This is a genomic window from Nocardia sp. NPDC059180, assembly GCF_042754945.1.
In the GTDB taxonomy this organism is placed as follows: Bacteria; Actinomycetota; Actinomycetes; order Mycobacteriales; family Mycobacteriaceae; genus Nocardia.
Genome location: NZ_JBHZBU010000002.1, coordinates 560,445 through 586,441, shown reverse-complemented (window position 1 = coordinate 586,441; position 25,997 = coordinate 560,445). Strand labels below are relative to the sequence as shown.

Sequence of the window (25,997 nt, the reverse complement as noted above, 5' to 3'; positions counted from 1 at the left end):
GCGGTCCGCCGTTGCCGACGCGGGCACCGTCAGGTGATGGGGCTGATACCCGTGATCAAGGTTCTGCCGTCGACGCCAGCGGTCGTGACGAGCTGGGCGTTGTAGGTGATCGGCTCTGCGTGCGGCCGGTACTCGGTGATGACGACGGTGTACTGGCCGACGAACGCCCCCGGACTGATGGTGAGGCAATGCGTCGTCCCGGCGGGAACGGAATCGATACCGCGCTGGATATCGGGTGCCGACGGGACGGCCGCACCGGGAGCGACCACCGCGCGCGCCTGCTCGCCGGAGCGGGCGATGTAGAAGGCGTGCTGAAACGCGAAAATGGCGGCGGGCCCGGAGTCGTCCCCGCCGGCCGCATTGCCCTGGATCCGGTTGCCGACTCGTTCCGGCGCGCACGAAGCAGGGCCCGCGGCATGGTCAGGCGCGGCGGCGCCGGCCTGCGCCTGTGCGGGCGCGGGATCGGAGCCCGAGCCGCCGAACTGCACGTAGGCGGCTCCCAGCAGCACACCGGCGCCGAGCAGGCCGAGTGCAGGTGGGATCCACCGTCGTTTACCGGGTGCCGGCTCGATCGGTTCGCGTCGACCGATCCGGAGCGGTGCGTCCTCCCCGGCCGGTGCGGGCCGACCCGGTGCGATCTTCACGGGCGCGGGCAACTGGGACATCCAATCCGCCCACTCGCCCACATAATCCGCGTTCGATTCGCCCTCGGTCTTCCCGGCGCCGGACGCTCCCTCGTCGTCGCGCGCACTGTCCCGTCGATCCATAACGCCCCCACCTTCGTCAGGTTCTTCCGTCAGGTCCACCTATTTGTACTGGACCGACGGGTGAATGGGCGCTCGCGACACCCGCCCGGGCGGTTCGGGATACCGCTCGGGCTGTCGCACGGGAATCACCAGAAAACGTTGACCGGGTCGCCGATGCCGACGTTCTCGTAGTACCAGGCCGCGTCGCCGGGGGCGAGGTTGATGCAGCCGTGGCTGACGTTGGCATTGCCCTGTTGGTCGACCGACCACGGCGCTGAATGCACGAACACACCGCCCCAGGTGAGACGCACACCGTATTCACCGTCGATCAGATATCCCTCGGGGGAATCCAACGGGATGCCGATGGTGCGCGAATCGAAGACGATATGCCGGAACTTCTCCAGCACCGGGAAGGTGCCCGTCGGTGTCTCCCAGCCCGGCTTACCCATCGAGGCGGGCATCTGCCGGACCACCTGACCGCCGATGCTGACGGTGAAGGTGTGCGCCGACATATTCGCGTCGGCGACGACACCGGCATTGGTGGTGAATTCGGTGCGAGTCTCACCGATGCGCACGCCGATGGTGGCGTTGGCGGGCAGGAAACCGGTCGGCGTCCAGGTCAGTTGCCGGTCGCCGGTCCAGGAGAAGGTGCCGGTCAATGGTTGATCGGCCGTGATCACCGTCGATTTCTCGGCGGCGGCCCGATCCGCGACATCGGCCGCGAATCGGATGGTCACCGGATGGGCGATCCCGACCATCCGGCCCTCAGAAGGCGTGATGGAAGCGACCGAACCGACACCCGCGCCCGGCGGGGATCGGTCGATCAACATGGCGTTCGCCGCGCCCGACCCGAACATGGCCAATGCCATGATCGCGGTCGCCAGAAACAAATGTCGAACTACGCTCCGCATGGCTCCACCCCTTCGAGACGGTGTGGTGGGCAGAGATCCATTCTAGGCGCGCATGATCAACTACGGCGCAGAGCGTTGCGTGCTCGTTACTCGGTGGGTGGGTCGCTTACTCGGTGACCAACTGCCAATCGTCGGGTAATCCGTGCACATGAATCTCCGACCCCTCGGCATGCAGGGTGACCGTGGCCGGCCCGAGCCGCATGTCTGTCAACGCGAGCTTGCCCCATCGACGCGGTAACCGCGGGGTGACGGTGAGCCGCCGGTTCGGCACGCACGGCGTCAACCCGAGGAACGAGCGCACCAGCAGCAGCGGCGCCGCACTGGCCCACGCCTGTGGCGAACAGGAGGTCGGATAGGGGATGGGGGACCGGAACTCGCCGCGACCGAACCCGCAGAACAACTCCGGTAGCCGTCCACCGAACTCGGCGGCCGCGTCGAGCAGACCTGTGGTCAGCCGCTCGGCGAGTTCGCTGGCGCCGGGAATGTGGCGGTAGCGCTGCAGCCCGGCCACCGCGATGGCGGTGTCATGCGGCCACACCGAGCCGTTGTGGTAGCTCATCGGGTTGTAGGCGCCCATCGTGGCCGCCAGCGTGCGCAACCCGAAACCGGAATCCATCGAGGCGTCGGCGAGCTTCTCGATCAGCTCGGCGGCGCGCTCGTCGGCGACGATCCCCGACCACAGGCATTGGGCGGCATTGCTGGTCAAGGCATCGACCTGATGTTTGTGCCCGTCCAGTGCGATCGCGTACCAGCCGTTCTTGGCGACCCAGAACGCCTCGTCGAACCTCGTCTTGAGATCCTCGGCCTGACCGCGCAGCCGTACCGCGGTCTCGGTATCACCGAAATGGTCGGCCAGTTCGGCCCTGGCCAGCCGGGCCGCGTACGCGTAGCCCTGCACCTCACTCAGCGCGATGGACGGTTCGGCGAGATGGCCGCTCGCGTCGTTGATCGCGTCGAAACTGTCCTTCCAGCCCTGGTTGGTGAGGCCGCGGTCGGTCTTGCGGCGGTATTCGACGAAGCCGTCACCGTCGGCGTCACCGTATTCGTCGATCCAGGCCAGCGCGGCGTCGGCGGCGGGAAGCAGCTCCCGGATGGCCGATTCGTCGGCACCCCAGCGCCAGCATTCGGCCAGCAGCATCACAAAAAGCGGGGTGGAGTCGATCGAGCCGTAGTACACCTCGCCGCCGAGGACCTGGCCCCCTGCCGGGCCGTGCCGCATCTCGTGCATGATCCGGCCCGGCTCTTCCTCGGTGATCGGTTCCACCTTGGTGCCCTGGAGTTTGGCCAGCTGCCGCAGCGTCCCGACCGCGAGCGCCGAATCCAACGGCAGTGCCATCCACGAGGTGAGCAGGCTGTCGCGGCCGAACAAGGTCATGAACCACGGGGCGCCCGCCGCCACATACGCGGGTGAGCCGTCGCCGCGGCCGTCGATCCGCAGTGCGCCGAGATCACTTTCGGTGCGTTGCAGCACCTGGGTGAGCCGGGCATCGGTGGCGGTCAGATCGGTCGCGGTGGCCCGCCAGGCCTTGAGCCTGCTGATCGGGCTGTCCTCGTCGTCACCGAAGGCCATCTGCACCCGACGGTGCGCGACCACCGGCTGGGCCAGGATCTCGGTCTTCCACTGGCCATGCGCGGGCACCACCACCTGCCAGGTGACGGTCCCGGGCAACATGACCGGATCGCCGGTGGCGCTGATGGTCAGGCCGCGGCCCGGATCGGTGTGGTCGATCAGATGCAGTTCGCCGTCGACGGATTGAGCCTCGGCGCTGCCGAGATGTTTGCGACCCTCCTTGACGGCGAACAGGTCGGCGAAATCGGCGTCGGCGAACAAGGTGACGGTGATCGCGGTGTCCTCGTGACCGAGGTTCTGCACGATGATCGCTTCCTTGAGCCCCTGCCCGATCATGCGCTTGCGCACCACGAGCACAGTGCTGTCGGCGATGCCTTGACGCGGCTGCTTGCGCATGATGAACCGCGCCTTGAACGCCTCCGGGGTGAGCACCGTGAGTTGTTCGGCCGCAAGGCCGTCCAGCCGCAGCTCCCACCGCGAGATCACCCGGGCGTCACGGTAGAAAAGGCCCTGTGAGGTACCCGAATGGATGTCGCCGAGCTGATCGGAGAGACAGAAGGTGCTCGCTTCGACGAGGGTGATGGTCCCCCCGCCGCCGTTGACGGCGGCGGGTTGACCGGAATTGAGCACCCTGGGGGGTTCGGTCATGCTCGACTCCAAGCCGGTGTCGTGCCGTTGTCCGCACGCAGGCCGAGCAGGCCGCTGCGCCGGAGCTCGACGGTGGTCAATTCATCTGCCGGGCGATGGGATTCGTCCCACGCTTCGAGTATGCGGTAGTAGGCCGCCTCGTAGCCCGCACCCAGTTGATCGACACCGAAAAGTTCCTCGACGCGCCTGCGGCAGGCGTACGGGTCGAGTTCGCTCGCGCGCGCGATGGCGGCGGGAAGTTCGGCCGGATCGTCGCAGATGATGCCGGTGACGCCGTCGACGACGACCTCCTCCACCGCACCGCCACGCAACGCCACCACCGGGGTGCCGCAGGCCATGGCCTCGATCATCACGATGCCGAAGGGCTCCTCCCAGCGGATCGGGAACAGCAGGCAGCGCGCGGAGGCGAGCAGTCGCCGTTTGGCCACCGCGTCCGCCTCGCCGAAGACATGATCGCTGTCGGTCAGCAGCGGTTCGATTTCCTGCGCGAAGTAGGCCTTCTCCGGCGGTTCATTGCATTTACCGGCCAGGATCAACGGGATTCCGGCCTCGTGGGCGGCGTGCAGTGCCAGATGCGGGCCCTTGTAGGAGGCGTAGCGGCCGAGGAACAGCGCGTAGTCCTTCTTCTCGACCTGGAACGGCCATTCGCTGGGACGCAATGCGTTGTGTACCCGGGCGATCCAGTTGAACGTCGGCGCGAGCGCGCGCTGGCGATCGCTGATCGCGACCAGGCGGGTGTGCTCGTCGAGGGCGCCGTAGTAGTCGCACATATCGCCGTCGACCGGGCCGTGCACGGTGACCGCGGTAGGAATGCCGAGCGCCTCGTAGGCGGGCGCGTTGAGCGGCCCAGCGAAGGTGTGGTCGTGGATGATATCGATCGGCCTGGTGCGGGCCAGGTCCTCGATGATGCGCCGGACCTTGAGCGCGTTGACGACCTCGGGGAACGGATCGCCGAGCCGGTCGGCCTGGATGCGGTCCCAGACCGGCACGAATTCCGCTGCTGTGCCGGGCTTTCCGGCGCCGAGCAAGGTGACCTGATGGCCGCGCGCGACAAGGGTGTCGGCGAGTTCGGCGACCACGGCCTCCACCCCGCCGTACCCGGCGGGTGGGACATCGAAGTACGGGGGAGCGACGAGAACGATGCTGAGTGGCCGGTGGCGGGAGGCGCCGTTCAACGCGTCGCTGCCGGGTTTTCGGCCGAGTATGCCGGAATCGGAATCGGTGTCCTCGTGGGTGAATATGGTGCTCAACGCAATCCTCCTCAGCGGTGGCCGTGGCACGCGCGTGGCGTACCCGTCGGCCGATGGGTGGAGCTGATCACGAACCATTCGGTCTCATCAGGGCAACGAATGTGACCGGCGCCGATAGTGTCCGGCGCAATGAGGCAGCAGCGCACTGCTGCACGGACAACTCGCGGATGTCCGAAGCGGCATCGTGGGTGATCTACACGGCGCCTGCCCCCGCCCGATCGGGGGCCAGCGTGAACGCCGCACGGCCGGTGGCCGTCGCGTTCAGCGTGTACCTGGCTCGTCTGAGAACCAGGCAATCGGGTGAACAGTAGCGGTGGATGTCGTGGGCGCGGCGTGCCTGACCGACGGTCAGCTCGCCGGGATCGGCCGAGCAGTCCGCGATGTTGGAAACGACCTGGCGCACCGTGATGACGTCGATCCTGGCTGCCTGGCCAGCCGTGCGGTCCAGGTCGTCCGGTTCGAGCGTCGGTGGCGCCGTGATGTACCCGATCCTCACCGTTACCTCCTGCATGTCGAGCTCGAGCTATCAGTTACGGCGGCGGATGGCCGCCGATCACGCTGGTGACTCGTGGTGACGCACAAAGCAGGTGAAGCAAGAACGGTCCGTGAAGTGATGCGTATCACGAAACCGCGGCCCAGTGTACGCCCACTCAGTTACCTACTCGGCAGTACGCCGGTAGAAGGCGGATTCCGGTGCGGTTGAGCATCGGAATCGGGCATCTACTGGCAGTTGTGGTGCGCGGCCCTGGCTTTCGTGTGGCCGGATTGTGGCGAGTTCGGGATCTGTATAGCGGTTTTAAGCCGTGCTGGCTATGTGTCGGCTATTTATTTGGCGGGTAGTCCGGACACGACGAGGCCCGGCCGCCGTGACGGCCGGGCCGGTGACGAGGATGCTCAGCCGCGCACGGCGTGCAGCACGTCCGCATGCAGGGCGTCGGCGCGGGCGGTGATGGTCTCGATTCGGCCGAGCGCCGCGGCGAAGGCGGCGCCGTCCTCGGCCGACAGCGAGCCGACATTGATCTCGATATTGAGCCGCGAGCTCGTCGCGGCCGCACGGGCGGCATCGGCAGCGGCGCCGATGTCGGTGACCACGTTGGGGTTGCCGATCGGCAGCAGTTCGGCGGCCAGCGACAGCACCTCGTCGGCCTCGTCCACCACCGCGGCGGGCACCCGTGCCGCCTCCAGCAGCGCGGCCGTGATCGCGGCGCCGCGGGCCTCGGTCTCCTCGGGGGTGGTCTTGGGCAGCTTGTAGGCCGCACCCACAGCGGTGAAAGCGGCGGCGTCGGCATCGGCGAGCGTCAGCGCGCGCTGCCTGGCCGCGTCGGCGGCCTCGATGATCCGATCCACCACGGGCCGGTGCTCGGCGTCCTTGGCCCTGGTGGTGTACCGGGCGACCATCGCGACCAATGCCGCGCCCTGGGCGGCGTGCAGCGCGGCCACCGCGCCGCCTCCGGGGGCGGGCACCTTGGCCGCCAGATCGGCCAGATATCCGGCGACGGTGGCGTCGGCGAAGCTCGGCGCGAGATCCGGATGCGAGGTGGTCGGCTGCGACACGGCGGTGTGGCCTTTCGTTCTGGTACGCGAGCGGGCGCTCTCACGCTACCGCGATCTCGGTGTGGCCGGTCGCGGGCGGTCGGTCGGCCGTGTCTATGTTGAGTGCTATGCGGATCGGATTGGGTATCAATTATTCGGGGGGCTTCAAGGAGGTCGCGGCCGAGGTCGCCGATCTCGAACGGGCAGGCCTCGACGTCGTGTTCGTCCCGGAGGCGTACTCCTTCGACGCGGTGAGCGCACTGGGCTACCTGGCCGCCAAGACCGAGCGCATCCAGCTCGCCTCGGGCATTCTGCAGCTCTACACCCGCACCCCGAGCCTGACCGCGATGACCGCGGCGGGCCTGGACTTCGTCTCCGACGGCCGCTTCGTCCTCGGCCTCGGTGCGTCCGGCCCGCAGGTGATCGAGGGATTCCACGGCGTGCCCTACGACGCTCCCATCGGTCGCACCAGGGAACTGGTGGAGATCTGCCGCAAGGTATGGCGGCGCGAACGGCTCGAATACGACGGCAAGTACTACCAGATCCCGCTGCCCGCCGAGCGCGGCACCGGCCTGGGTAAGCCGCTCAAGCTGATCAACCATCCGGTGCGCGAACGCATTCCGGTGCTGCTGGCCGCACTCGGCCCGAAGAACGTGCAGCTGGCGGCGGAGATCGCCGAGGGCTGGCAGCCGATCTTCTTCCTGCCCGAGCAGGCGGAAAAGGTGTGGGGCGATGCGCTGGCGGCCGGTCGGGCACAGCGTGATCCGGCACTGGGCGATCTCGAGGTCTACGCGGGCCCGGCGCTGGCCATCGGCGAGAACGTCACGCCGCTACTGGAATTCGTGAAACCGCATCTCGCCCTCTACATCGGCGGCATGGGCGCCAAGGGCAAGAACTTCTATCACACGCTGGCCACCAAGTACGGCTACGGCGCCGAGGCCGACCGCATCCAGGAGCTGTACCTGGCCGGGAAGAAAGAGGAGGCGGCCAAGGTCGTCCCGGACGACCTGGTGCGCGATATCTCGCTGGTCGGTCCTGCGAGCTTCGTCAAGGAACGGATCGCGGCGTTCGCCGAGGCCGGTGTGACGGTGCTCAACGTCGTCCCGATGGCGGCCACCCCCGCTGAACGAGTGGGCTTGATCGAGCAGCTGCGCTCTCTCTGCGACTGAGTACGCCGACAGGGTCGCCCGAGCAGGCGGCCCTGTCCGAGTGACCACGGGCCCCGCATCGCCTCTTCGGTGATGCGGGGCCCGTGGTTTCGGTGGGCTAGTTGCCGCGGAGCCCGTCCAGCGCCGCCTCCAGCGTGGTGTGCAGGGCGAAGACCTGATCGAGGCTGGTCATCTTGAGCTGACGGCTGGTGGCGGGGCCGTCGGCGACGACGGCGATCGCGGTGGTCTCACCGGCCCGCTGATGGGCCGCGACGAGGGCCGCCATGCCCGCCGACGCCAGGAAGGTGACCGCGGTCAGATCGATGATCAGGCCCGACGGTGCGCTGCCGAGGGCCGCGTCGATCGCATTCTCCAGGGCGGGTGCCGTGGCCAGGTCGACCTCCCCGGTTACCGTGAGCACGGTCGCCCCATCGCGGGTGGCGACGGTGGTCGTCATCGTGTCGGTGAGGGGGTACGCGTCTCCGGAAGTGTTTGTCACATCATCACAATCTGCCATGATCCGGGCGATCCTGCCGAATCGTCACCCGGATACCTGTTTGTTCGTTCCGCGCAGCGGGTTGGCCACCGGGAAAGCGATTGCCGGCAGGGTTACCGACATTCGCACCCTCGTGCCGGGCCCGCTGTGGTCGATGTCGAGCTCTTCGGTGAGCGCGCGCATCATATCCAGTCCACGGCCACGGTACCCGCGATCGGCGGACTGCGGTTTCCAGTTGCCGGAGTCGGTGACTCGGATCTCCACCGTTTCGGTACCGCATTCCGCGCTCAGCGCGACCCGGCCGGGTTCGCCGTCACGGTAGGCGTGCTCGATGCTGTTGCTGCACGCCTCGTTCGTCGCCGCGACCAGATCCGAGGCCAGATCGTGCGGTACGGCCGCAGCGGTGAGCCACTCCTTGAGGGTGCGCCGCAGCGCGGAGAGCTGATCAGCGCGGGCGGGTACCTCGACCCGCAGCGGTGCCGGTGGTTGCCGGTAGACGACCATCGCGACGTCGTCGTCGTAACCGCCGGCCGGACGCAGGCGCGACAGCACAGCGTCGGCGACTTCACGCGGCAGCCGTTCATGGGTGTCGGCCAGCACGCTCGCGATCTGGTCGAATCCGTCGAAGATGTCGACACCGCGCTGTTCGACCAGCCCGTCGGTGAACAGCACCAGCGTCGATCCCGGTGGCAGCGGTGTGGTGGCTTCGGGGCGCCGTGGCATATCGAAGGTCGCCAGTGGCACCGCACGTCCGCCTTCCAGCATCCGGCCGGTGACGCCGACGTCGGCGAGGATGGGCGGCATATGGCCTGCGTTGCTGTAGCGGACCAGGCCGCGGATCGGGTCGAGGACGGCCGCGCACACCGTGGTGCACATGGCGCCGGGGATCCGGGCCGCGACGGTGTCCAGCTCGGCCAGCAATTGCGCCGGACCGGCACCGCGCAGCAGCAGTGCCCGTGCCGCGGTGCGCAGCTGACCCATCACCACCGCGGCCGACAGTCCACGGCCGACGCAATCGCCGACGACCACCCCGATCGTGCCGTCCTTCAACGGCACCACGTCGTACCAGTCGCCGCCGATCTCGAGCGGCGGCAGCGCGGGTTCGTAGTGCACCGAGAACCGCGGCGGCAGTTCGATCGGGCCGAGCATGGCGCGCTGCAAGGTGAGCGAGGTGGCGCGGGCCTGGTCGAAGTTGCGTGCACGCTGCACCGCGAGGCTGAGATGTCCGATCAGCAGCGAGAACAGCGTCCAATCGGCGGCACCGACGACGCGCGGCGCGGCGAATCGCAGCCACAGCGCCGCGTCCGCGGTCTCACCGAGCGGGGCGACGATGCCTTCGGCGCGATCGGCGGCCTCCGGCACTGCGATCAGCGTGCGGCCGGGGCGCAGCCGAGCCCGCTCCAGCAGCTCCCGAGTCTCGGGCGCGAGCACCTCGGCCGACTGTGGTTCGCCGACGGCATCCGGTTCCGATTCCGCCGGCGCACCGGACACGTAGACCTCGGGCGCACCCTGCCGAGTAGCCCATACCGCGACAACGGCGGTTTCCGCGTCGATGGTGCGCCGCAGCTCGTCCAGCCCGACTTCGAGCACCTCGGCCACACTGATTGCCGAGGCGACGGCGTTCGCCAGCCGCGAGGCGGCCTGATCGCGGGCCTGGGCATCGTGCTCGGAGGTGACGTCGCGAATGGTGCCGACGAAGATCCGTTCGTTGCCCTCGGGTTTGACCAGGGTGCTCGTGCTCACCGCGAGCCAGCGGTCCCTGCCGTCACGATGGCGGATCTGGGTGACGAATCGCAGTGCGGCGGTGCCGAGATCGGGGTAGCGCGGGCCCTCGGGGATCGACCATGGATGCGGCAGCGCATACGGCACCTCGGTCGCGCCGTAACCGGTCAATTCACCGAAGGCTGAGTTGATCTCGATGATGGTGCCGCGCGCGTCGGCCACGAAGAACCCGTCCTGCAGCGACTCCACCAGCGCGGTGCGGAACTCGTCGCGGCCCGCGAGGTCGTCGGCACGGGTGCGCTGCTGTTCATAGCGGCGGGTGCCGTCGAGGTAGCCGCGGGTGGCGACATCGAGGGTGATGAGGGTCTGCAGCAGGAATTCCAGCGCCGACTCCTCCAGCGGAGTCGCGCTCGGTGCTCCGGATTCGGTCTGCACCTGTTTGACGACCCGGTAGTGGTTCTCGGTGAGATCGAGCAGGCTGATGCCCTCGACCAGGGCTCGTCTGCCCAGTTCATGGCCTTCGGCCAGCCCGTCGTGCGCGGGGGAGCGCAGATGCCGCCGCAATGCGTCGGCGTAGTCGTCGAGGAAGGCGGACAGGACCGTGCTCATTGTCGGCACCCACCGCTCATGAGGTTCCGTTCGCGCCGCGTACCCGGGCCGCGAGGACCAGGGCGTCGTCGGTGTCCTTGGCGTTGTGGTCCAGCAGCGTCGTGGTGATATCGGCCGCGGGTTTCGACAGATCGATTCCGGCGCCGGAATCGATGACGACGCCGTCGGTGGACATCAGCAGCAGATCGCCGGGGCGCACCGCGACGGTCTGTGGTTGCAGGTGCGGCGGCAGCCGATAGCCGACGATCCCGCCGGTCTGCAGCACGGTCGCGCTGATCGAGGGCCCGGCGGGGCCTGCGGTCAGCAGTTGGGAATCGACATTGCCGACACCGAGCCACTGCACCGACTCCGCGCTGAACAGCGCCAGCGAGACCGCGGCACCGCGGGTGTCGGCCATCGCCCGGTGGCACAGCACCATCAGTACGTCCAAGGGTTCGGCGCGATTATCGGCCAGGACTTGCGCGGCTTTGTCGACCGCTGTCGCGGCGGCCTCGCCGTGCCCGAGCCCGTCCAGCACGGCGAACAGCGCGGTGCCTGCTCCGGTGTCGAGCACTGCGCAACGATCGCCGGAGATCTGCTGTCCGGGCAAGGCACGACCGGCAACGGCCCATTCGATCCGGCCGATGTACCCGTCATCATGCACCGTTGGGTACCCACTTCCACATCTCCACCAACGTGCCGCGACCGGGGCCGGAATCGACCGTGAGCCGGTCCATGAGTCGTTTCGCCCCGGGTAACCCGAGGCCGAGCCCGAGGCCGGTCGAATAGCCGTCTTCCATTGCGCGGGCGATGTCGCGAATGCCGGGCCCCTTGTCGCTGGCCTGCACCACCAGCGCTTGACGACCATCGCGTTCGTCGACGAGTAATCGGATCTCGCCGCTGCCCGCGTAGCTGGTGATGTTGCGGGCGACTTCGGAGATGGCGGTGGAGATCATGGTGCGATCGGTGAGGGAGAAGCCGAGTTGTTCGGCCAGTTCACGTCCGGCCTGACGAGCGGTGACGATGTCGTTGGACATTTTCACCGCGATGACTCTGTCCTCAGCGGCCACGGTCACGACCGTCTCTCCGCCGGGCAGGAACATTGCTGTTCAACCAGGCCAGGCCCTCTTCCAGGTCGAGGGCGGTGTGCATGTCCTCGAAGGTGAGGCCGAGCTGGACCATGGCGAACGCGACTTCGGGCTGCAACCCGACGATGACGGTCTGGGCGCCGCGCAACTGCGTCATATGCGCGATGGTCCGCAACGATCTCGCCGCGAACGAGTCCATCACGTCGATGGCGGTCACGTCGACGATGATGCCATGCGCACGGTACTTGCTGACCTGTGTCATCAGGTCGTCCTGGAGACGCTCGGTATCGGCATCGGTCAGCGCGGATTGCACTGATGCGATGAGGTATGTGCCCTGTTTGAGGATGGGAACCGGCATGATCGGCTGATCAGCGCCCGCTGCGTTCGGCGGAGACCCGCGTGATCTCGTAGCCGAGCAGCCGCTCGGCCTCCTCGATACCGCCCTGCAGGTCACCGACAGCGTTCATCTTGGACAGGTCCAGCCCGATGGTCACCAGGGTGAGCGCGATATCCGAGGACAGGCCGGTGATGATGACGTTGGCGCCCATCAGCCCGGAGGCGTCGACGGTCTGCACCAGGTGGTTGGCGACGGTCTGGTCGATCTCCGGCACACCGGTGATGTCGATGACGACCACCTTGGCGCGATTGGCGCGGATCGCGCGTAGCAACTGTTCGGTGAGCTGGCGGGCGCGCTGGCTGTCGAGCACGCCGATGATCGGCAGGATGAGCAGCTGCTCGCGAACCTGCAGCACCGGCGTCGACAGCTCGCGGATGGCTTCTTGCTGCTGGCGGATGACGCGCTCGCGCTCCTGGACGAACGAGACGCCCACGGTGTTGGCGATGCGGTTGGCGGCCGGTTCGTAGGCGTCGAGGACGTCGTTGAGCAGTTCGAAGTTCGACTGGTACTTCTCGAACAGCGAGCGGGCCAGCACGTCACGCAGGAGCAGCACGATGCCGAGGATCTCGTCGGTCTCGACGCCTCTCGGGATGATGCGCTCGGACAGATCGCGAGCGTAGGCCTGCAGCGCCTCGACGCTACCGGTCTCGAGCACCTCGACGTAATTGTCGAAGATCGAGGTGGCCTCGGAGAAGATCTCCTCCGGCGTCATCGCGGTCAGCAGGCGGGCGTCGGTAATGCGGCGCGCCCATTCTTCACGCAGCACGGTGCGGTTCTGACGCAGATGCTCGACCAGCTGCGGAAGCAGATTGTCGACCGGTCCTGCGGCCAGTGAGTCCGCCGAAAGGCTCATGGACACCTCGGACATGGAAACTCGTGCCCCTTTCGACGGGTACGACAGGTCTTGCGTATCTCGGGCGTGGTGACGCTCGGCTGCGTGCCGATATCGAGCCTAGTCATACCCCAGCGGTGCTACCGCTGAAACCACCAGGTCGGGCTGTTCGGCCGTGGCGCCGGTCACCTCCGCTGTCGTCCGGGGTGGCGAAGCCGTGCTCCAGGGCGCCGAGCACCTCGTCCAGATAGACGGTGAGATCGGTGTCGGCGCGGGTCAGCCAGGCATCGAAGGCGGCGCGTGCGGCGGCGAGGGTGGCGCGACCGACGGCCATGGGGATCAGCGCGTCCTCGGGCTGGCCGAGGCGGCTCGCGGCGAAGGAGCTGACGGTGCGCTCCCAGGCGTCGTAATGGGCACCCGCGGTGGCGGCGAGCGCGGGCACGGTCGCGACCAGTTGCATGCGGGTGCGCAGTTCGGGCACGTCTTCGGCGCGGTATCGGTTGGCGTTGACCACCACGCGGCGCACAGCGGTCATCATCGGGATATCGGGGTCGACGGTCGCGAACGCGGCTCGGAGCGCGGTGACCTCGGCATCGAACTGGTACCAGAGCACTTCGGCCTTGCTGGGGAAATAGCGGAAGAACGTTCGGCCGCTCACCCCCGCCGCCGCGGCGATCTGCTCGACGGTGGTGTCGTCGAAGCCCTGTTCGCTGAACAACCGCATAGCGATGAGTTCGAGGGCGCGCTTGCTGGTGCCGCGCGGGCGCCCGCGGGTGCTGTGTGCCGTCACGGCTATTGATTATGCGTCCGAACGGCCTATTGATTATGTCAGTGAGTGACGTTAATGTCGGCGGCATGATGGCGGATCTCACATGGCCCGAGGCGGGAGAATATGTCGCCGCGGGTGTGATCCTTGCCGTGCCCGTCGGTTCGACCGAACAGCACGGCCCACATCTGCCGCTGTCCACCGACACCGATATCGCCCTCGCACTGTGCGCCGGGTTGGCAGCCGAGCGCACGGATGTGCTTGTCGCGCCTGCTGTTCCGTACGGCTCCAGCGGTGAACACGCGGGCTTCCCCGGCACGCTGTCCATCGGCGCGGCCGCGCTGGAGCTGCTGATCGTCGAGCTGTGCCGCTCGGCCACCGACAGCTTCGACCGGATTTTGCTGGTCAATGGGCACGGCGGCAATGTCGAACCGTTGCGTCGTGCGGTGGCACTGCTGCGCAGCGAATCCCGCGACGTGCGCCTGTTCCTGCCGCGCTACGACGGTGATCCGCATGCGGGCCGCACCGAAACCGCGCTCCAGCTCGCGCTCTCGCCCGGCCGGGTCCGTACCGGCCTCGCCGAAGCCGGCGATGTCCGGCCGCTGTCGCAGACTTTGCCGCTGCTGCGCGCCGGGGGAGTGCGCGCCGTGAGCCCCAACGGTGTCCTCGGGGATCCTGCCGGCGCGACCGCCGACGAGGGCGCAGCCCTGCTCGATCAACTGACCTCACAACTGACCGACCAGACCCGGCTGTGGTGGCCGGAGACCGAAAGGACCCAGCCATGAACGCGTGGTTCGAAACCGTCGCCGAAGCGCAGCGGCGCGCGAAGAAGCGACTACCGAAGTCGGTCTACGGCGCGCTGATCGCCGGCTCCGAACGTGGCCAGACCATCGAGGACAACCAGACCGCGTTCACCGAACTGGGTTTCGCGCCGCACGTCGCCGGGCCGATCGGTGAGCGGGATCAGTCGACCACCGTACTCGGGCAACAGATTTCGATGCCGGTGCTGATCTCGCCGACCGGTGTGCAGGCCGTGCACCCCGACGGCGAGGTCGCGGTGGCCCGTGCCGCCGCCGCGCGCGGGACCGCCATGGGGTTGTCCTCGTTCGCGAGCAAGCCGATCGAAGAGGTGATCGCCGCCAACCCCTCGACCTTCTTCCAGCTGTACTGGTGTGGCAGCAAGGACGAGATCTCCGCGCGGATGGCCAGGGCGAAGGCTGCGGGCGCCGTCGGACTCATCCTGACGCTGGACTGGTCCTTCTCGCACGGGCGCGACTGGGGCAGCCCCGTCATCCCCGAATCGCTGAATCTGCGCACCATGATGAAGTTCGCCCCGCAGACCATGGTCAAGCCGCGCTGGCTGACCACCTACGTGCGCTCGGGCAAGCTGCCCGACCTCACCGCGCCCAATATGGCGGTGGGTGGCGCCGCGGCGCCCGGATTCTTCGGTGCCTACGGTGAGTGGATGGGCACACCCGCCCCAGACTGGGCCGATGTCGCCTGGATCTGCGAACAGTGGGACGGCCCGGTGATGCTCAAGGGCGTCATGCGCGTCGATGACGCCCACCGCGCCGTCGACGCGGGCGTGGCCGCCATCTCGGTGTCCAACCACGGCGGCAACAACCTCGACGGCACCCCCGCCGCCATCCGCGCGCTGCCCGTGCTGGCCGACGCGGTCGGTTCGGAGATCGAGATCCTGCTCGACGGCGGTATCCGCCGCGGCAGCGATGTCGTCAAGGCTGTCGCGCTCGGCGCCCGCGCCGTCATGATCGGCCGCGCCTACCTGTGGGGCCTGGCCGCCAACGGTCAGGCGGGCGTGGAGAACGTCCTCGACATCCTGCGCGGCGGTATCGATTCCGCCCTGCTCGGTCTGCGCAAGACCAGCATTGCCGAGCTGGACCGCAGCGACATCGTCGTGCCTGCGGGATTCGAACGGGCGCTGGGTGTTCCGGCCGCGGCCGATCGCGACGCGGCGGTCTCGAACCCTGCCTGAGGTGTGGCGCCGGCTCACTCGGTGTGAGCCGGCACCTCGAAGGGTCGGGTCGAGCGTCAGAGGCCGACGCCTACCTTGCCCATCGCTGCCGCGACGCTTGCGATGCCATGCGTGCCGTGCCCTGCCTCCACCGCCCGGGCGAGCATCGCCCGGAAGGTTTCGGGCAGGTCGGTATGCAGGTTGTGCGCGGCGCTGGTCGCAATGAGGTGGTCCATCGCGGCGGCGTGCACCTCGACGGTGCCGTCGTCGTTCGGATACCTGTGTGCGGCAAGTTGTTCGGCGTGCTCGGTCATGAGCTCCGCGACGAACGGCAGATGTCCGGTCGCCACCTTCGCGAACGCGTCCGGCTCGACACCGGCTTCTCCGGCCAATGCCGCAGCGTGATAGAAGCCCGCCAGTGCGCCCCAAGCCAGGCCGAACAACGCCGTGTCGTACACCGCTGCCAACCCTGGGTCAGTGCCCAGATGTACGCAATTGCCCAGGCTCGCCAGTGTTTCCCGATGCCCATCGAACACCTCGGTGGATCCGCTGAAGACGAACAGCGCCTTGCGTTGCCCGACCCGCGCTGTGCCGCTCATCGCTGCACCGTCGAGGTAGCCCGCGCCCGCTTCGCCCAGCCGGTCGGCCATGTGACGAGCCTCCTGCGGTGTTCCCGAGGTCAGGTTCACCAGGATGCGGCCGCGTAGCCGTTCCATATGGGGTTCGAGCACCTCGGACACCGTCGCGTAGTCCGGAAGACAGATCACGATGACCTGTGCGGACTCGATCGCGGTGGCGAGCGAGCCGGTCCGAATCGCACCCCTGGCGACCAGGGGATCGGCTGCGGCCGCAGTGCGGTTCCAGACGATCGTGCGCTGGTCATCGGCGAGGAAGGCCTCAGCGAGCCGAGTTCCCAACTGTCCGAGGCCGATTGCCGTGACGTCAGCGGGCTTGTCGTTTCCGGACACGCATGAACTCCATTCGTCGGCTGCCTCGCTCACGAGGACCTAGGTACAAAACGTTACGTAACGTTTCGTTGAGTATGGGTCGCCGAGCTGAGTCGCGTCAAGAACGTAACGTTTCGTTTTGGTGTTAGGGTCGAGCGGTGCCCGACGCTGCGAACCCGCGCGCGGCCCGTTCCCGGTCCGCGATCCTGCAAGCCGCCATCGAACTGTGTGCCGAACACGGGTTCGCGGCTGTCACGATGGAAGCGATCGCGACCAGGGCCGCGGTGGGCAAGCCGACGGTGTACCGCTGGTGGCGGTCCAAAAGCGCGGTCCTGCTCGACGCGTTACTGGAGATCTGGGCGGCTCCGGTGGTGCCCATGACCGACTCCGGGGAGCAGGACGTGGTCGCGGATCTGCGCCGTTGGCTGTACGGGTTCGTGGATACCTTCAATGACCCGACTCTGCGTCCGGTCATCGTCGGCGTTCTCGGTGCCGCCCAGCTCGATCCCGAACTCAAGGCGGCGATCCGCGAGCGGGTGCACGCGCCGCTGCGGGCCGGAAACCAGACCTGCCTTGTGGCCGCTCAGCGCGCCGGGCTACTGCCCGCCATCGACCCCGAACTGCTGGAGGATTCACTGGTCGCGCCGCTGTGGTATCGGCTGCTGGTCAGTGACGAACCCGTCGACCGGGACTACGCCGACGCAGTGCTCGCCGCCGTACTGCACTGAGCCGGCGCGCAGGCATGCGCGGGAGCTCGTTCACGGTGGCGTGGGCCCGTCGTCGCCCTGGGTTGCGGTCGAATCGAGGCTGATCCCGAGTGGGTTTCCGGCAGGCGCGTCCGGCGACAAATCTCGGTCACCGTTCGAGCCGCGATGGTGGTTCAGCAGGATGTCGTAGATATCGGCCAAGCTGGACAGCTGCTCTCGGTCGAGCACGTCGATCATGTGCCTGCGCACGCTCTGGACGTGCGCAGGCGCGGCTGTGACGAGCACTTCGAGACCGCGCGGGGTGAGCCGGGCAGCGGTGCGGCGGGCATCATCGGGGATCGGTTGCCGCGCAACGAGGTCGCGCTTCTCCATCCGGGTGATCTGATGCGACAGTCTGCTCTGCGACCATTCGAGCTTGGCCGCCAGATCGGCGAAGGTCAGGCAGTGTTCAGGGTCCTCGACGAGATAGGCGAGGACCGAATACTCGACGTAGGTGAGGTCGGCTTCTCGTGTCGAATCGCGTCCGACGGCGGCCGCGATCAAGTCGCGGGTCCGGACGAATCCCAGCCAGGCCCGCATCTCGACGTCATCGAGCCAGTGGGGGTCGGTCACGTTGGCGCTCCAATTCCGGCGTATCAGGTGAGGTAGCGCGCGCTCGGCGCCCCGCGCGATACCTGCTGGAACGAGAGGTAGCACTCCCGGGGTTGAACGTGCAACCTTTTGTGGCGCATCCCAGTGTCATGACTTCTGGATAGGGTTGCCTAACCGCAGGTGTGGTCCCGATCGGTCGTTAGGCTCGCTGTGCTTCAGTCCAGCTGTGGCTGTGGCCCAAGCCCGACACTTGTTCGAAGGAGTGCGTTGCCGTGACCGCGCCGGAGTTCCGCTATTCCGATCTGCTGCCGATCGGCGCCGACGAGACCCCGTACCGCCTGCTCACCACCGAGGGTGTGAGCACCATCGAGGTGGACGGCCGCACCTTCTTGAAGGTCGAGCCCGAGGCGCTGCGCCTGCTCACCGAGACCGCGATCCACGACATCAGCCACTACCTGCGCCCCGCGCACCTGGCTCAGCTGCGCAAGATCATCGACGACCCGGAAGCCTCCGGCAACGACCGCTTCGTCGCACTGGACCTGCTGAAGAACCTCAACATTTCCGCCGGTGGCGTGCTGCCGATGTGTCAGGACACCGGCACCGCGATCGTGATGGGCAAGAAGAGCGAAGGCGTGCTCACCGGCGCCGACGACGCCGAGGCGATCAGCCGCGGCGTGTTCGACGCCTACTCCCGGCTGAACCTGCGCTACTCGCAGCTGGCGCCGATCACCATGTGGGACGAGAAGAACACCGGCTCCAACCTGCCCGCGCAGATCGAGCTCTACGCCACCGAAGGCGACAAGGACAACCCGGTCTACAAGTTCCTGTTCATGGCCAAGGGCGGCGGTTCGGCCAACAAGTCGTTCCTGTACCAGGAGACCAAGGCCGTCCTGAACCCCGAGCGCATGCTCGAATTCCTCGACGAGAAGATCCGCTCGCTCGGCACCGCCGCCTGCCCGCCGTACCACCTTGCCGTGGTCATCGGCGGCACCAGCGCCGAATTCGCCTTGAAGACGGCCAAATACGCCTCCGCGCATTACCTGGACAATCTGCCCACCGAGGGCTCGATGGCTGGGCATGCTTTCCGCGATCTCGAGCTCGAGGAAGAGGTTTTCCAGCTCACTCGCGAATTCGGCATCGGCGCGCAGTTCGGCGGCAAGTACTTCTGCCACGACGTCCGCGTGGTGCGCCTGCCCCGCCACGGCGCATCCTGCCCGGTGGCCATCGCGGTGTCCTGCTCGGCCGACCGTCAGGCTCTGGCCAAGATCACCAAGGACGGCATCTTCCTGGAACAGCTGGAAACCGAACCGGCCCAGTACCTCCCGGAGCAGACCGAGGACATCCTCGGCGGGGACGTGGTCCAGATCGACCTGAACCGCCCGATGGACGAGATCCGCGCCGAGCTGTCGAAGTACCCCGTCAAGACCCGCCTTTCGCTGACCGGCTCGCTGGTGGTGGCGCGTGATATCGCCCACGCCAAGATCAAGGAACGCCTCGACGCGGGCGAGCCGATGCCGCAGTATCTGCGCGATATGGCCGTCTACTACGCCGGCCCCGCCAAGACCCCTGAGGGTTACGCCTCCGGCTCGTTCGGCCCCACGACCGCGGGCCGCATGGACTCCTACGTCGACCAGTTCCAAGCCGCAGGCGGCTCGTTCGTCATGCTGGCCAAGGGCAACCGCTCCGCGCAGGTCACCAAGGCCTGCAAGGAATACGGCGGCTTCTACCTCGGCTCCATCGGCGGCCCCGCCGCGCGTCTGGCGCTGGACTGCATCAAGAACGTCGAGGTGCTCGAATACCCCGAGCTGGGTATGGAAGCGGTCTGGAAGATCGACGTCGAGGATTTCCCTGCCTTCATCGTCGTCGACGACAAGGGCAACGACTTCTTCGCCGAAACCCAGAAGCCGATCGCGCTGCGGGTCCGCACCCGCTCCAAGGAACGCGTCTGACCGACGCGCCCGCGCCCCGGACTCGGGCGAGTCATAGGTTGTGCACATGATGGGGATGACCTGTGGACAGCGCGGATCCTGAGCGGAACCGGCTGCGCGGCAGTCGGTTCCCATCGGCCTCGAATCGGCATCGGTGGTGGTCAACGGCCTTGACCACGTTGGCGCTGAAACCCATTGCCGCTTGGTGAATGTGATCCACAACACGTGGATAACCTTGTGGACAGTTGCCGTTTCAACCTGTTGTCCCAGGTCATGTCGTACCCGGTGTGAGCTGGGACGCTCGGCGCGTCGCGCTACGATCGACGGCTATGTGGGCAACGGGTGAAGCGCGCAATGGGCGTAACGCGGCATGGTCGAGGCGCCTTGCGCTCGCGGCCGCGGCGGTGACACCGACGGCAGTGGCGCTGAGTGTGATGGCGCCTGCCGCGCAGGCGGCGCCAACCCCGGCGCCCTCGGGAGCGGTCGCGGTGCGACCTGTCGCCGGGGCAGGCACCGAGGGCTTGAATCCTCTGCTGGCGCTCGCCTACAACATGGCTGCCGACGAGGCACACGCATCTGGTGTGCCGCTGTCGATCACCTCCGGCTACCGCACCCACGCTGAACAACAGGCACTGTGGGACGACGGCGTGCGCACCCACGGCAGCCCCGCCGAAGCCCGCCGCTGGGTACTGCCGCCGAACGAATCCACCCACGTGACTGGTCATGCCGTCGACGTCGGCCCGATCGAGGGCGCGCGCTGGCTGGAGGTCAACGGCAACCGCTGGGGGCTGTGTCGCACATTCGACAACGAGTGGTGGCATTTCGAGTTGGCCACCGTCCCCGGCCTGCCCTGCCCGCCCCGCGTGCCCGACGCCAGCGTGCGCTGAGCGGAGTTCGGCCCCGAGTGGAACTGTTCTCGGAGCCCTCGCCTGCGTCACCGCTGAATGCTGGAAGCGGAGCAGCCTCATATCCTGGGGGAAGAAGGAGGCCAGCATGCGCAATCCGATTCGGCTGTACATGTCGATGTCGCTCGACGGCTATATCGCCGGCCCGGACGATCGAGCGGGACAGGAGCTCGGATACGGCGGTGGACGCCTTTTCAACTGGCTCGACGACCGGGAAACCGACGGCCCCAGCGGACAGGTGTATCGCGAGGCGCTGGCGACCGGCGCGTTGATCTCCGGTCGACGGACCTTCGAACTCGCCGGGCGCTGGCAGGGCGATCATCACGACGGCGTGCCGATCTTCGTCCTCACCCACCGGGTGGATGACGAGGACGTGCCACCCGGCCACGCGCGTTTCGTCACCGACGTCGATGCCTGCGCGGGCCAGGCTCGCGCGGCCGCTGGGGATCGGCCGGTCATGGTTCACGGCGCGGGCGCGGCCCAAGCGCTCCTGCGGGCCGGGCACCTCGACGAAATGGAGATCCACCTGGTTCCGGTCCTGCTCGGGGACGGTCGGCGACTGTTCGACCACCTCGGCGGCGAACACATCGAACTCGACCTCATCCGGCGGCTCGAGGACCGAGACGTCACGCACCTGCGCTACCGGGTACGTCGGCCCGAGGAGCTCGGATGAAGACACTTTTCGTCGCCTTCCGCGTCACCGACCTGAACCGCTCGCTCGACTTCTACACCGCCCTCGGCTACGTCGAGCTGGGCCGGGTCGAGCCCGGCGACGACAGTCACCTCGCGCTGCTCCAGTTCCCCGGCGAACCGGCGGCCTCGCTCGAACTGGTCCACCGCCCCGACGGCGGACGCGTCGACGGGGGCGGGAGCGTCGACCACCTGGCTATCCAAGTGGATGCACTTGCCTCCACCCGGGAACGGCTGACCGACGCAGGCCTGGCGCCGGGACCCGTCCAGTACCCGGGCGGGCCGCAGGGCCCGCAGACATCGTGGCTCACCGACCCGGATGGCTACCGGATCGAGTTGGTGCAGTGGCCACCCGGACACGCCGACAGCATCACCGCCGAGGACTTCTCCTGAGCGCCCTGAGGGGAGCGGGCGTACTACCGTCAGGTGGATCCTTCGTCCCGCGATGGCGGCCGAGGTCAGTTCACCGGGGCGGGAAAGCCGCCGATGCGGGTGTTCTGGAAGCTGCTGAACAGCCACTGTCGCCGTCTGCACACAGCCAGCCGGGTCTGGATCGATTTCTCGTCGGGATCCGGTGTCGTGCCCGGTCGCACGGGCCGCCCGGACCGGGTGATCAGGATCGCCGTATCCGGCGCCGGGAAATGCAGGTTCAGCACCGCCGGCTCCAGCATCCGGGTCCCTTTCATGAATCCGTTCAATCCCTCCTGCACGGTGGCCGCGATCGTTGCGCGGCCCCGGATGTATTCGCCGATCACCGAGACGAAGACGGCGTCCTCGGTGAAGGTGTCCGCGAAGGCGGCGCCGTCTGCGGCCGCCCATGCCTCGATCTGGGCGTGCAGAAGGGCCCGCAGCGCATTTTCGGGGATCACGTGGTCGGTCATGAGTTCTTCCTCTCCTGATGAGCCGGACGGGCTCGGCCACGACGCTGCCAGAGCAGTACTCGCATGCTCAATGACCTGACAGGTCATGGATCGGACGGGGTTCGCGAGGGCAGGAATCGCTACGCTTCGGGAGTGCGACAGGGCAACCAGGGTTCTCCGGTCGGGGCATTGTTGCGGCAGTGGCGGCATCGGCGACGGTTGAGCCAGCTCGAACTCGCCCTGGCGGCCGATAGTTCGGCGCGGCACATTTCCTATCTCGAGACCGGTCGATCGCAGCCGAGCCGGGCGATGGTGCTGAAGCTCTGCGTGGCGCTGGATGTGCCGTTGCGAGAACGGAACTCAACTACCGGCAGGTCCGAAAGTCTCTCCTGGAGAGGCTGATCGGGCAGGTGCGTGCGACTGGAGATCCGGCTTTACAGGATCTCTACCCTGGCCGAACTGGCCATCGAGCTGTCATATCCGCTGGATGGTTCTACCGCAGCGATTCTGCATGAGCTGGCGCGAGCCGGCGGGCTTCCGGTCGGTGACATCGCGCGATGACGTTCGGCATCCTGTCGCGGCCGAATCTGTGACCCTCGACGGAACCTGTGTCGTTCTGGGCGCCTTCCCCGTGCGCCCCGATCGCCTTGGGTTCCGGCCGTGCGGTGGTGGCATCGGTGGTGAGGCCAGGTCGGTTCGATGACGGAGCGACTCGCGCCCGAGCTCCTCCAGACTGGTGCTTCTACTCTCCCCGTGTTCACCGCGGTCGTGTATGCGCTGACGGGCGGATGTGCCGAAAGTGGGCGAACCAGAGCCGTTGATCGGGACACTTCCATGCAGAGCGGTGAGCAGTTCCCCGGCTCTGAAGCTACGAGTTGCATTCTCTGCCGGTAGGTTCGCGGTATGAGCCCGTTCCTCGCGCGACTCGACCGATGGCTCGCGGTGAATCGACCCGCCTACCATGCCGGACTCATGCCCGGTGCTTCGGAGGCCGACATCGATGAGCTCGCGCGTGATGTCGGTGGTGATCTCCCCCCGCTGCTTCGGGAGCTGTTCACCTGGCATAACGGACAGAACGGGGACAACGATGGATGCCTGGAGTCTCTCTGGTTTCTGATGTCGACCGAAGACATCGCCGCCGCCATGGAAGATATGGTGTGGGTCAAAGAGACTCAGGGTTTCGAGGATCTGTGGTGGGGCGCCGGGTGGGTCCCTTTCCTGGCAAACATTTACGGTGACTATGTGTGCGTCGATCTACAGGGTGCCTTCGACGGCAAACCTGGGCAGCTCATCGAGTTCCGCAGCAAGGCCGAGTCCCGGAACATCCTCTACCCCTCCCTCGAAGCATGGCTCGAAACGTTTGTTATCGCACTCGAAACAGGCATGTTCGAAGAGGCCGGAGAAGACTACCGACCTGGCTGCTGGGACCCCGTAGACGATGAAGCGTATGAGGCATTTATCGCCGGACGTTACCCCGGCTATCCCATCGAAGCCTGCATACCCGATTCCCCTGACGATATCCAGGATGAATCCTTTTCCGATTTCGTCGAGAAATTCCACAAAGAAGAACTTGTACATGCCGTTGACCTGGACAAGCTGCGTGCTGCCCTGCGAGGCACCGGCTTAGGCAACAATGTTGTCGATGGCGCATTCGATCGATTGATAGAGGTACGTACTCACCGGAAGAACACCGAGGAAGAATGACAAGAGAAGAGGGCCGTGAGAGCAACCTCGCGAGACCTGTCGACGCGGCCGATGTCTACGGCCTGGATCGCCGCCACGAGTTGGAGATAGTTCGCGCGATGGTCGACGAGATCCGGTGCGGTTTGAGATGAGGCGGCACACTTCGCCCGACTCGGCCGAGCTGAGCGCAACGGAAGGTGTTGCCGTACAGCGGCCATACCGTCGATGTCGGCCCGATCGAAGGCGTGCGATGGCTGGAGGTCAACTGCAACCACTGGGGCTGTGTAGGTCGCTGACGGGGTGCGAGCAAACGTGCCCGGTCACGATCGCGTGTTGAGCGATGAGGATCGGATGGCCGCGGTTGGGCCATTTGCCAGCCGTCGGTGACCGGCTCGGCCGGGACGAGCCGGTCACCGATCAGACAGACGAATCAGGTCGTCGGTCAGTGGCGCTGGGCGGTGATGTTGAACATCCAGCTGATCCCGAATCGGTCAACGAGCGAGCCGGCCTCGTCTCCCCATGCCTGCGTTTCAAGAGCCAGCGTGACAGTGCCACCGACCGACAGCTTCTCGAAGTAGTCGCGGAGTTCTCCGTCGTCGCCACCGAGGAAGACCGCAACGTCGTTGCCCGGCTGATAGGGCGGGTGGCCGGGTCTTTCATCCGGAAAGTCCCAGGCCATCAACGTGTATCCGGCGGCAGTGTCCAGACGAGAGTGCATGACCTTGTCAGCGCCCGGCGAGTCCGGTGAGCCGAAGTCCGCGACCGTTGAAATCTCCAGTGCGCCACCGAAGACCTGCTGGTAGAACTCCATCGCCTCCCGCGCGTTCCCATTGAACGTGATGCACGGATTGACCTGAGAACCCACGTGAATGCTCCTTCGTGAACTGACCGATCGGGCCGTCCGATGGCCGCCGAATCAAGGCTCCCAACGAATCACGACACCTTCTGTCATGATTCTTGGTAAAAGCATTGGGTGCGCGTGCCACTCACGCTGGCGCCGATCGCAGCTACTGATGTCAACAGCTTTGGATGTACCTCTACCGTCCACTGACACCAGCCCCCGGGATCCACGTCAGGCGATGCACGTTCCCCTCTCACCAACCGACGGTGCTCAACGTAAGCGGCCTTCCTCTGCGCAACGGACGTCCTGACCCGTAACACCTAGGTTCTGAATGACCCGTGTATCGGTCGTTCGGCCGCGGCGGGAGTACCGAACTTCCTGGCGAACTCGTCCCACCATGCGGTGGGCGGCACTGCTAGTGCGGCCTCGGCCAGTGCCTTCCCTGTCGCGGTGGTGATTAGGGGGATCATGCTGCGAATGAACCGGTCCATGGAGGCGGCGCTCCGCCCTGCTTCCTGGTACTCACGTGCGGTGAGCAGCAGGTCGAGCTTGTCGGCATCACGTGAGCACAACGCTTCGGTGCTCGCCCCGGGCTGTTTGGCGGATTCGTGCTCGGAGACGGCGGCACTGATGCACTCCGCGAGTTCCTCAGGCAGACCGGCGGTTTGATCGGCCACCACGTCGACAGCCGGAACCTGGGTGACGTAAGCCTTCCCCGAGGCTTGTACGTCGCCGTATCGAGTCTCCGGGATGTCGTGGAATAACCCCAGCACCGCTGCTCGCTCCGCGTCGGCGCCCTCGATCACGGCGAGCGCGAACGCCAACACAGCCACCCGCCACGAATGCGCAGCGACAGGTTCCCCATCGGTTATCCCGGCACGCAGCCAACCGGCCCTCGGGAGCGACTTCAGATAGCCCAGCTCGTCGGCGAAGGTGACCGTTTCCTCCGCACCGTTGGCATCCGTGCTCATTCTGCGCTCCTAACGAGATGCGGATCTGTTCCAAGAGCTGTTGCGGTATTCGGTGAAACTGCCACCCGGAGATAGCCTCATCGACAGTAGTAGGGGTAACCGAAGCCCGTCTCGAATGCACGACAAGCGCTCTTTGCGGGCGCCAACAATCTGTGGGATACAGCCGGTAGACGGCGACAAGAGCATCACGGTGGTGGCCCTGTCGGG

27 protein-coding genes and 1 pseudogene are annotated in these 25,997 nt (G+C 66.9%); 10 read left to right on the top strand and 18 right to left on the bottom strand.

Annotation, left to right across the window (positions count from 1 at the left end):
• Window positions 1-29: 29 nt before the first annotated feature.
• The 6 genes from ACFXNW_RS08710 to ACFXNW_RS08685 all read right to left on the bottom strand — a co-directional run bounded on the left by ACFXNW_RS08710 (window position 30) and on the right by ACFXNW_RS08685 (window position 6,679).
• Window positions 30-767: a hypothetical protein gene (locus ACFXNW_RS08710; protein ID WP_379417020.1), complete on the bottom strand. Its 738-nt coding sequence runs from the start codon at window positions 765-767 to the stop codon at window positions 30-32.
• Between the two features lie 125 nt (window positions 768-892).
• Window positions 893-1,657 carry a L,D-transpeptidase family protein gene (locus ACFXNW_RS08705; protein WP_379417019.1) on the bottom strand — a complete coding sequence of 255 codons (765 nt, stop codon included), beginning with the start codon at window positions 1,655-1,657 and terminating at the stop codon, window positions 893-895.
• A gap of 106 nt (window positions 1,658-1,763) precedes the next feature.
• Complete coding sequence (locus ACFXNW_RS08700; protein ID WP_379417018.1) at window positions 1,764-3,875, bottom strand: glycogen debranching N-terminal domain-containing protein; 2,112 nt, start codon at window positions 3,873-3,875, stop codon at window positions 1,764-1,766.
• Complete coding sequence (locus ACFXNW_RS08695) at window positions 3,872-5,080, bottom strand: glycosyltransferase family 4 protein (RefSeq protein ID WP_379417354.1); 1,209 nt, start codon at window positions 5,078-5,080, stop codon at window positions 3,872-3,874. Before ACFXNW_RS08695 ends, ACFXNW_RS08700 begins: the two co-directional genes overlap by 4 nt.
• Window positions 5,081-5,318: 238 nt before the next feature.
• On the bottom strand, window positions 5,319-5,621 hold the full coding sequence (locus ACFXNW_RS08690) for a hypothetical protein (RefSeq protein ID WP_379417017.1): 303 nt from the start codon (window positions 5,619-5,621) through the stop codon (window positions 5,319-5,321).
• A gap of 398 nt (window positions 5,622-6,019) precedes the next feature.
• Complete coding sequence (locus ACFXNW_RS08685) at window positions 6,020-6,679, bottom strand: cyclodeaminase/cyclohydrolase family protein (RefSeq protein ID WP_379417016.1); 660 nt, start codon at window positions 6,677-6,679, stop codon at window positions 6,020-6,022.
• A 107-nt stretch (window positions 6,680-6,786) separates the two neighbouring features.
• Between ACFXNW_RS08685 and ACFXNW_RS08680 the strand changes: the two genes are divergently transcribed.
• Window positions 6,787-7,827 carry an LLM class F420-dependent oxidoreductase gene (locus ACFXNW_RS08680; RefSeq protein ID WP_379417015.1) on the top strand — a complete coding sequence of 347 codons (1,041 nt, stop codon included), beginning with the start codon at window positions 6,787-6,789 and terminating at the stop codon, window positions 7,825-7,827.
• Window positions 7,828-7,924: 97 nt separating this feature from the next.
• Here ACFXNW_RS08680 and ACFXNW_RS08675 read toward each other — a convergent pair whose 3' ends face one another.
• The 7 genes from ACFXNW_RS08675 to mftR form a co-directional block, all read right to left on the bottom strand.
• Window positions 7,925-8,263 (bottom strand): STAS domain-containing protein, encoded by a 339-nt coding sequence (locus ACFXNW_RS08675; protein ID WP_379417353.1) that lies wholly within the window; start codon window positions 8,261-8,263, stop codon window positions 7,925-7,927.
• Window positions 8,264-8,347: 84 nt separating this feature from the next.
• Entirely contained in the window at window positions 8,348-10,633 is a 2,286-nt protein-coding gene (locus tag ACFXNW_RS08670) for a SpoIIE family protein phosphatase (RefSeq protein WP_379417014.1), read from the bottom strand.
• A 16-nt stretch (window positions 10,634-10,649) separates the two neighbouring features.
• Window positions 10,650-11,276, bottom strand: a complete 627-nt coding sequence (locus ACFXNW_RS08665; RefSeq protein WP_379417013.1) for a SpoIIE family protein phosphatase — start codon at window positions 11,274-11,276, stop codon at window positions 10,650-10,652.
• Complete coding sequence (locus ACFXNW_RS08660) at window positions 11,269-11,649, bottom strand: anti-sigma regulatory factor (protein ID WP_379417352.1); 381 nt, start codon at window positions 11,647-11,649, stop codon at window positions 11,269-11,271. The genes ACFXNW_RS08665 and ACFXNW_RS08660 overlap by 8 nt, the downstream gene beginning before the upstream one ends.
• A 22-nt stretch (window positions 11,650-11,671) precedes the next feature.
• Complete coding sequence (locus tag ACFXNW_RS08655) at window positions 11,672-12,058, bottom strand: STAS domain-containing protein (RefSeq protein ID WP_163823856.1); 387 nt, start codon at window positions 12,056-12,058, stop codon at window positions 11,672-11,674.
• A gap of 10 nt (window positions 12,059-12,068) precedes the next feature.
• Window positions 12,069-12,965: an STAS domain-containing protein gene (locus ACFXNW_RS08650; RefSeq protein ID WP_379417012.1), complete on the bottom strand. Its 897-nt coding sequence runs from the start codon at window positions 12,963-12,965 to the stop codon at window positions 12,069-12,071.
• Window positions 12,966-13,053: 88 nt separating this feature from the next.
• Window positions 13,054-13,719 carry a mycofactocin system transcriptional regulator gene (gene mftR / locus ACFXNW_RS08645; protein ID WP_379417011.1) on the bottom strand — a complete coding sequence of 222 codons (666 nt, stop codon included), beginning with the start codon at window positions 13,717-13,719 and terminating at the stop codon, window positions 13,054-13,056.
• Between the two features lie 65 nt (window positions 13,720-13,784).
• Here mftR and mftE point away from each other — a divergent pair, with 65 nt between their 5' ends.
• Window positions 13,785-14,480, top strand: coding sequence for a mycofactocin biosynthesis peptidyl-dipeptidase MftE (gene mftE, locus ACFXNW_RS08640; RefSeq protein WP_379417010.1), 696 nt, complete (start codon window positions 13,785-13,787; stop codon window positions 14,478-14,480).
• Complete coding sequence (mftD, locus tag ACFXNW_RS08635) at window positions 14,477-15,688, top strand: pre-mycofactocin synthase MftD (RefSeq protein WP_379417009.1); 1,212 nt, start codon at window positions 14,477-14,479, stop codon at window positions 15,686-15,688. Before mftE ends, mftD begins: the two co-directional genes overlap by 4 nt.
• Before the next feature lie 56 nt (window positions 15,689-15,744).
• On the opposite strand, the gene ACFXNW_RS08630 is transcribed toward mftD, so the two are convergent.
• A complete protein-coding gene (locus ACFXNW_RS08630; RefSeq protein ID WP_379417008.1) occupies window positions 15,745-16,635 on the bottom strand; it encodes an NAD(P)-dependent oxidoreductase in 891 nt (296 codons plus the stop codon).
• 137 nt (window positions 16,636-16,772) lie between these two features.
• Between ACFXNW_RS08630 and ACFXNW_RS08625 the strand changes: the two genes are divergently transcribed.
• Entirely contained in the window at window positions 16,773-17,342 is a 570-nt protein-coding gene (locus ACFXNW_RS08625) for a TetR/AcrR family transcriptional regulator (RefSeq protein ID WP_379417007.1), read from the top strand.
• Window positions 17,343-17,372: 30 nt separating this feature from the next.
• Here the strand turns inward: ACFXNW_RS08625 and ACFXNW_RS08620 are convergent, their stop codons facing one another.
• Window positions 17,373-17,933, bottom strand: a complete 561-nt coding sequence (locus ACFXNW_RS08620) for a MarR family winged helix-turn-helix transcriptional regulator (protein ID WP_379417006.1) — start codon at window positions 17,931-17,933, stop codon at window positions 17,373-17,375.
• 251 nt (window positions 17,934-18,184) lie between these two features.
• Here ACFXNW_RS08620 and ACFXNW_RS08615 point away from each other — a divergent pair, with 251 nt between their 5' ends.
• The 4 genes from ACFXNW_RS08615 (at window position 18,185) to ACFXNW_RS08600 (ending at window position 21,828) form a co-directional block, all read left to right on the top strand.
• A complete protein-coding gene (locus ACFXNW_RS08615; RefSeq protein ID WP_379417005.1) occupies window positions 18,185-19,861 on the top strand; it encodes a fumarate hydratase in 1,677 nt (558 codons plus the stop codon).
• Window positions 19,862-20,169: 308 nt separating this feature from the next.
• Window positions 20,170-20,727 carry a M15 family metallopeptidase gene (locus ACFXNW_RS08610; RefSeq protein ID WP_379417004.1) on the top strand — a complete coding sequence of 186 codons (558 nt, stop codon included), beginning with the start codon at window positions 20,170-20,172 and terminating at the stop codon, window positions 20,725-20,727.
• Window positions 20,728-20,833: 106 nt separating this feature from the next.
• The gene (locus ACFXNW_RS08605) at window positions 20,834-21,418 is read left to right on the top strand and encodes a dihydrofolate reductase family protein (RefSeq protein ID WP_379417003.1); all 585 of its coding nucleotides are present in this window, start codon (window positions 20,834-20,836) and stop codon (window positions 21,416-21,418) included.
• A complete protein-coding gene (locus ACFXNW_RS08600) occupies window positions 21,415-21,828 on the top strand; it encodes a VOC family protein (protein WP_379417002.1) in 414 nt (137 codons plus the stop codon). Before ACFXNW_RS08605 ends, ACFXNW_RS08600 begins: the two co-directional genes overlap by 4 nt.
• A 65-nt stretch (window positions 21,829-21,893) precedes the next feature.
• Here ACFXNW_RS08600 and ACFXNW_RS08595 read toward each other — a convergent pair whose 3' ends face one another.
• Window positions 21,894-22,316, bottom strand: coding sequence for an SgcJ/EcaC family oxidoreductase (locus tag ACFXNW_RS08595; RefSeq protein WP_379417001.1), 423 nt, complete (start codon window positions 22,314-22,316; stop codon window positions 21,894-21,896).
• Between the two features lie 132 nt (window positions 22,317-22,448).
• Here ACFXNW_RS08595 and ACFXNW_RS08590 point away from each other — a divergent pair.
• Window positions 22,449-22,655 (top strand): annotated as a pseudogene (locus ACFXNW_RS08590) (helix-turn-helix domain-containing protein); the annotation flags it as partial.
• 543 nt (window positions 22,656-23,198) lie between these two features.
• Complete coding sequence (locus ACFXNW_RS08585; RefSeq protein ID WP_379417000.1) at window positions 23,199-23,999, top strand: SMI1/KNR4 family protein; 801 nt, start codon at window positions 23,199-23,201, stop codon at window positions 23,997-23,999.
• Between the two features lie 421 nt (window positions 24,000-24,420).
• Here ACFXNW_RS08585 and ACFXNW_RS08580 read toward each other — a convergent pair whose 3' ends face one another.
• Window positions 24,421-24,843 (bottom strand): VOC family protein, encoded by a 423-nt coding sequence (locus ACFXNW_RS08580; protein WP_379416999.1) that lies wholly within the window; start codon window positions 24,841-24,843, stop codon window positions 24,421-24,423.
• Window positions 24,844-25,139: 296 nt separating this feature from the next.
• Entirely contained in the window at window positions 25,140-25,790 is a 651-nt protein-coding gene (locus ACFXNW_RS08575) for an HD family hydrolase (RefSeq protein WP_379416998.1), read from the bottom strand.
• Window positions 25,791-25,997: the final 207 nt, after the last annotated feature.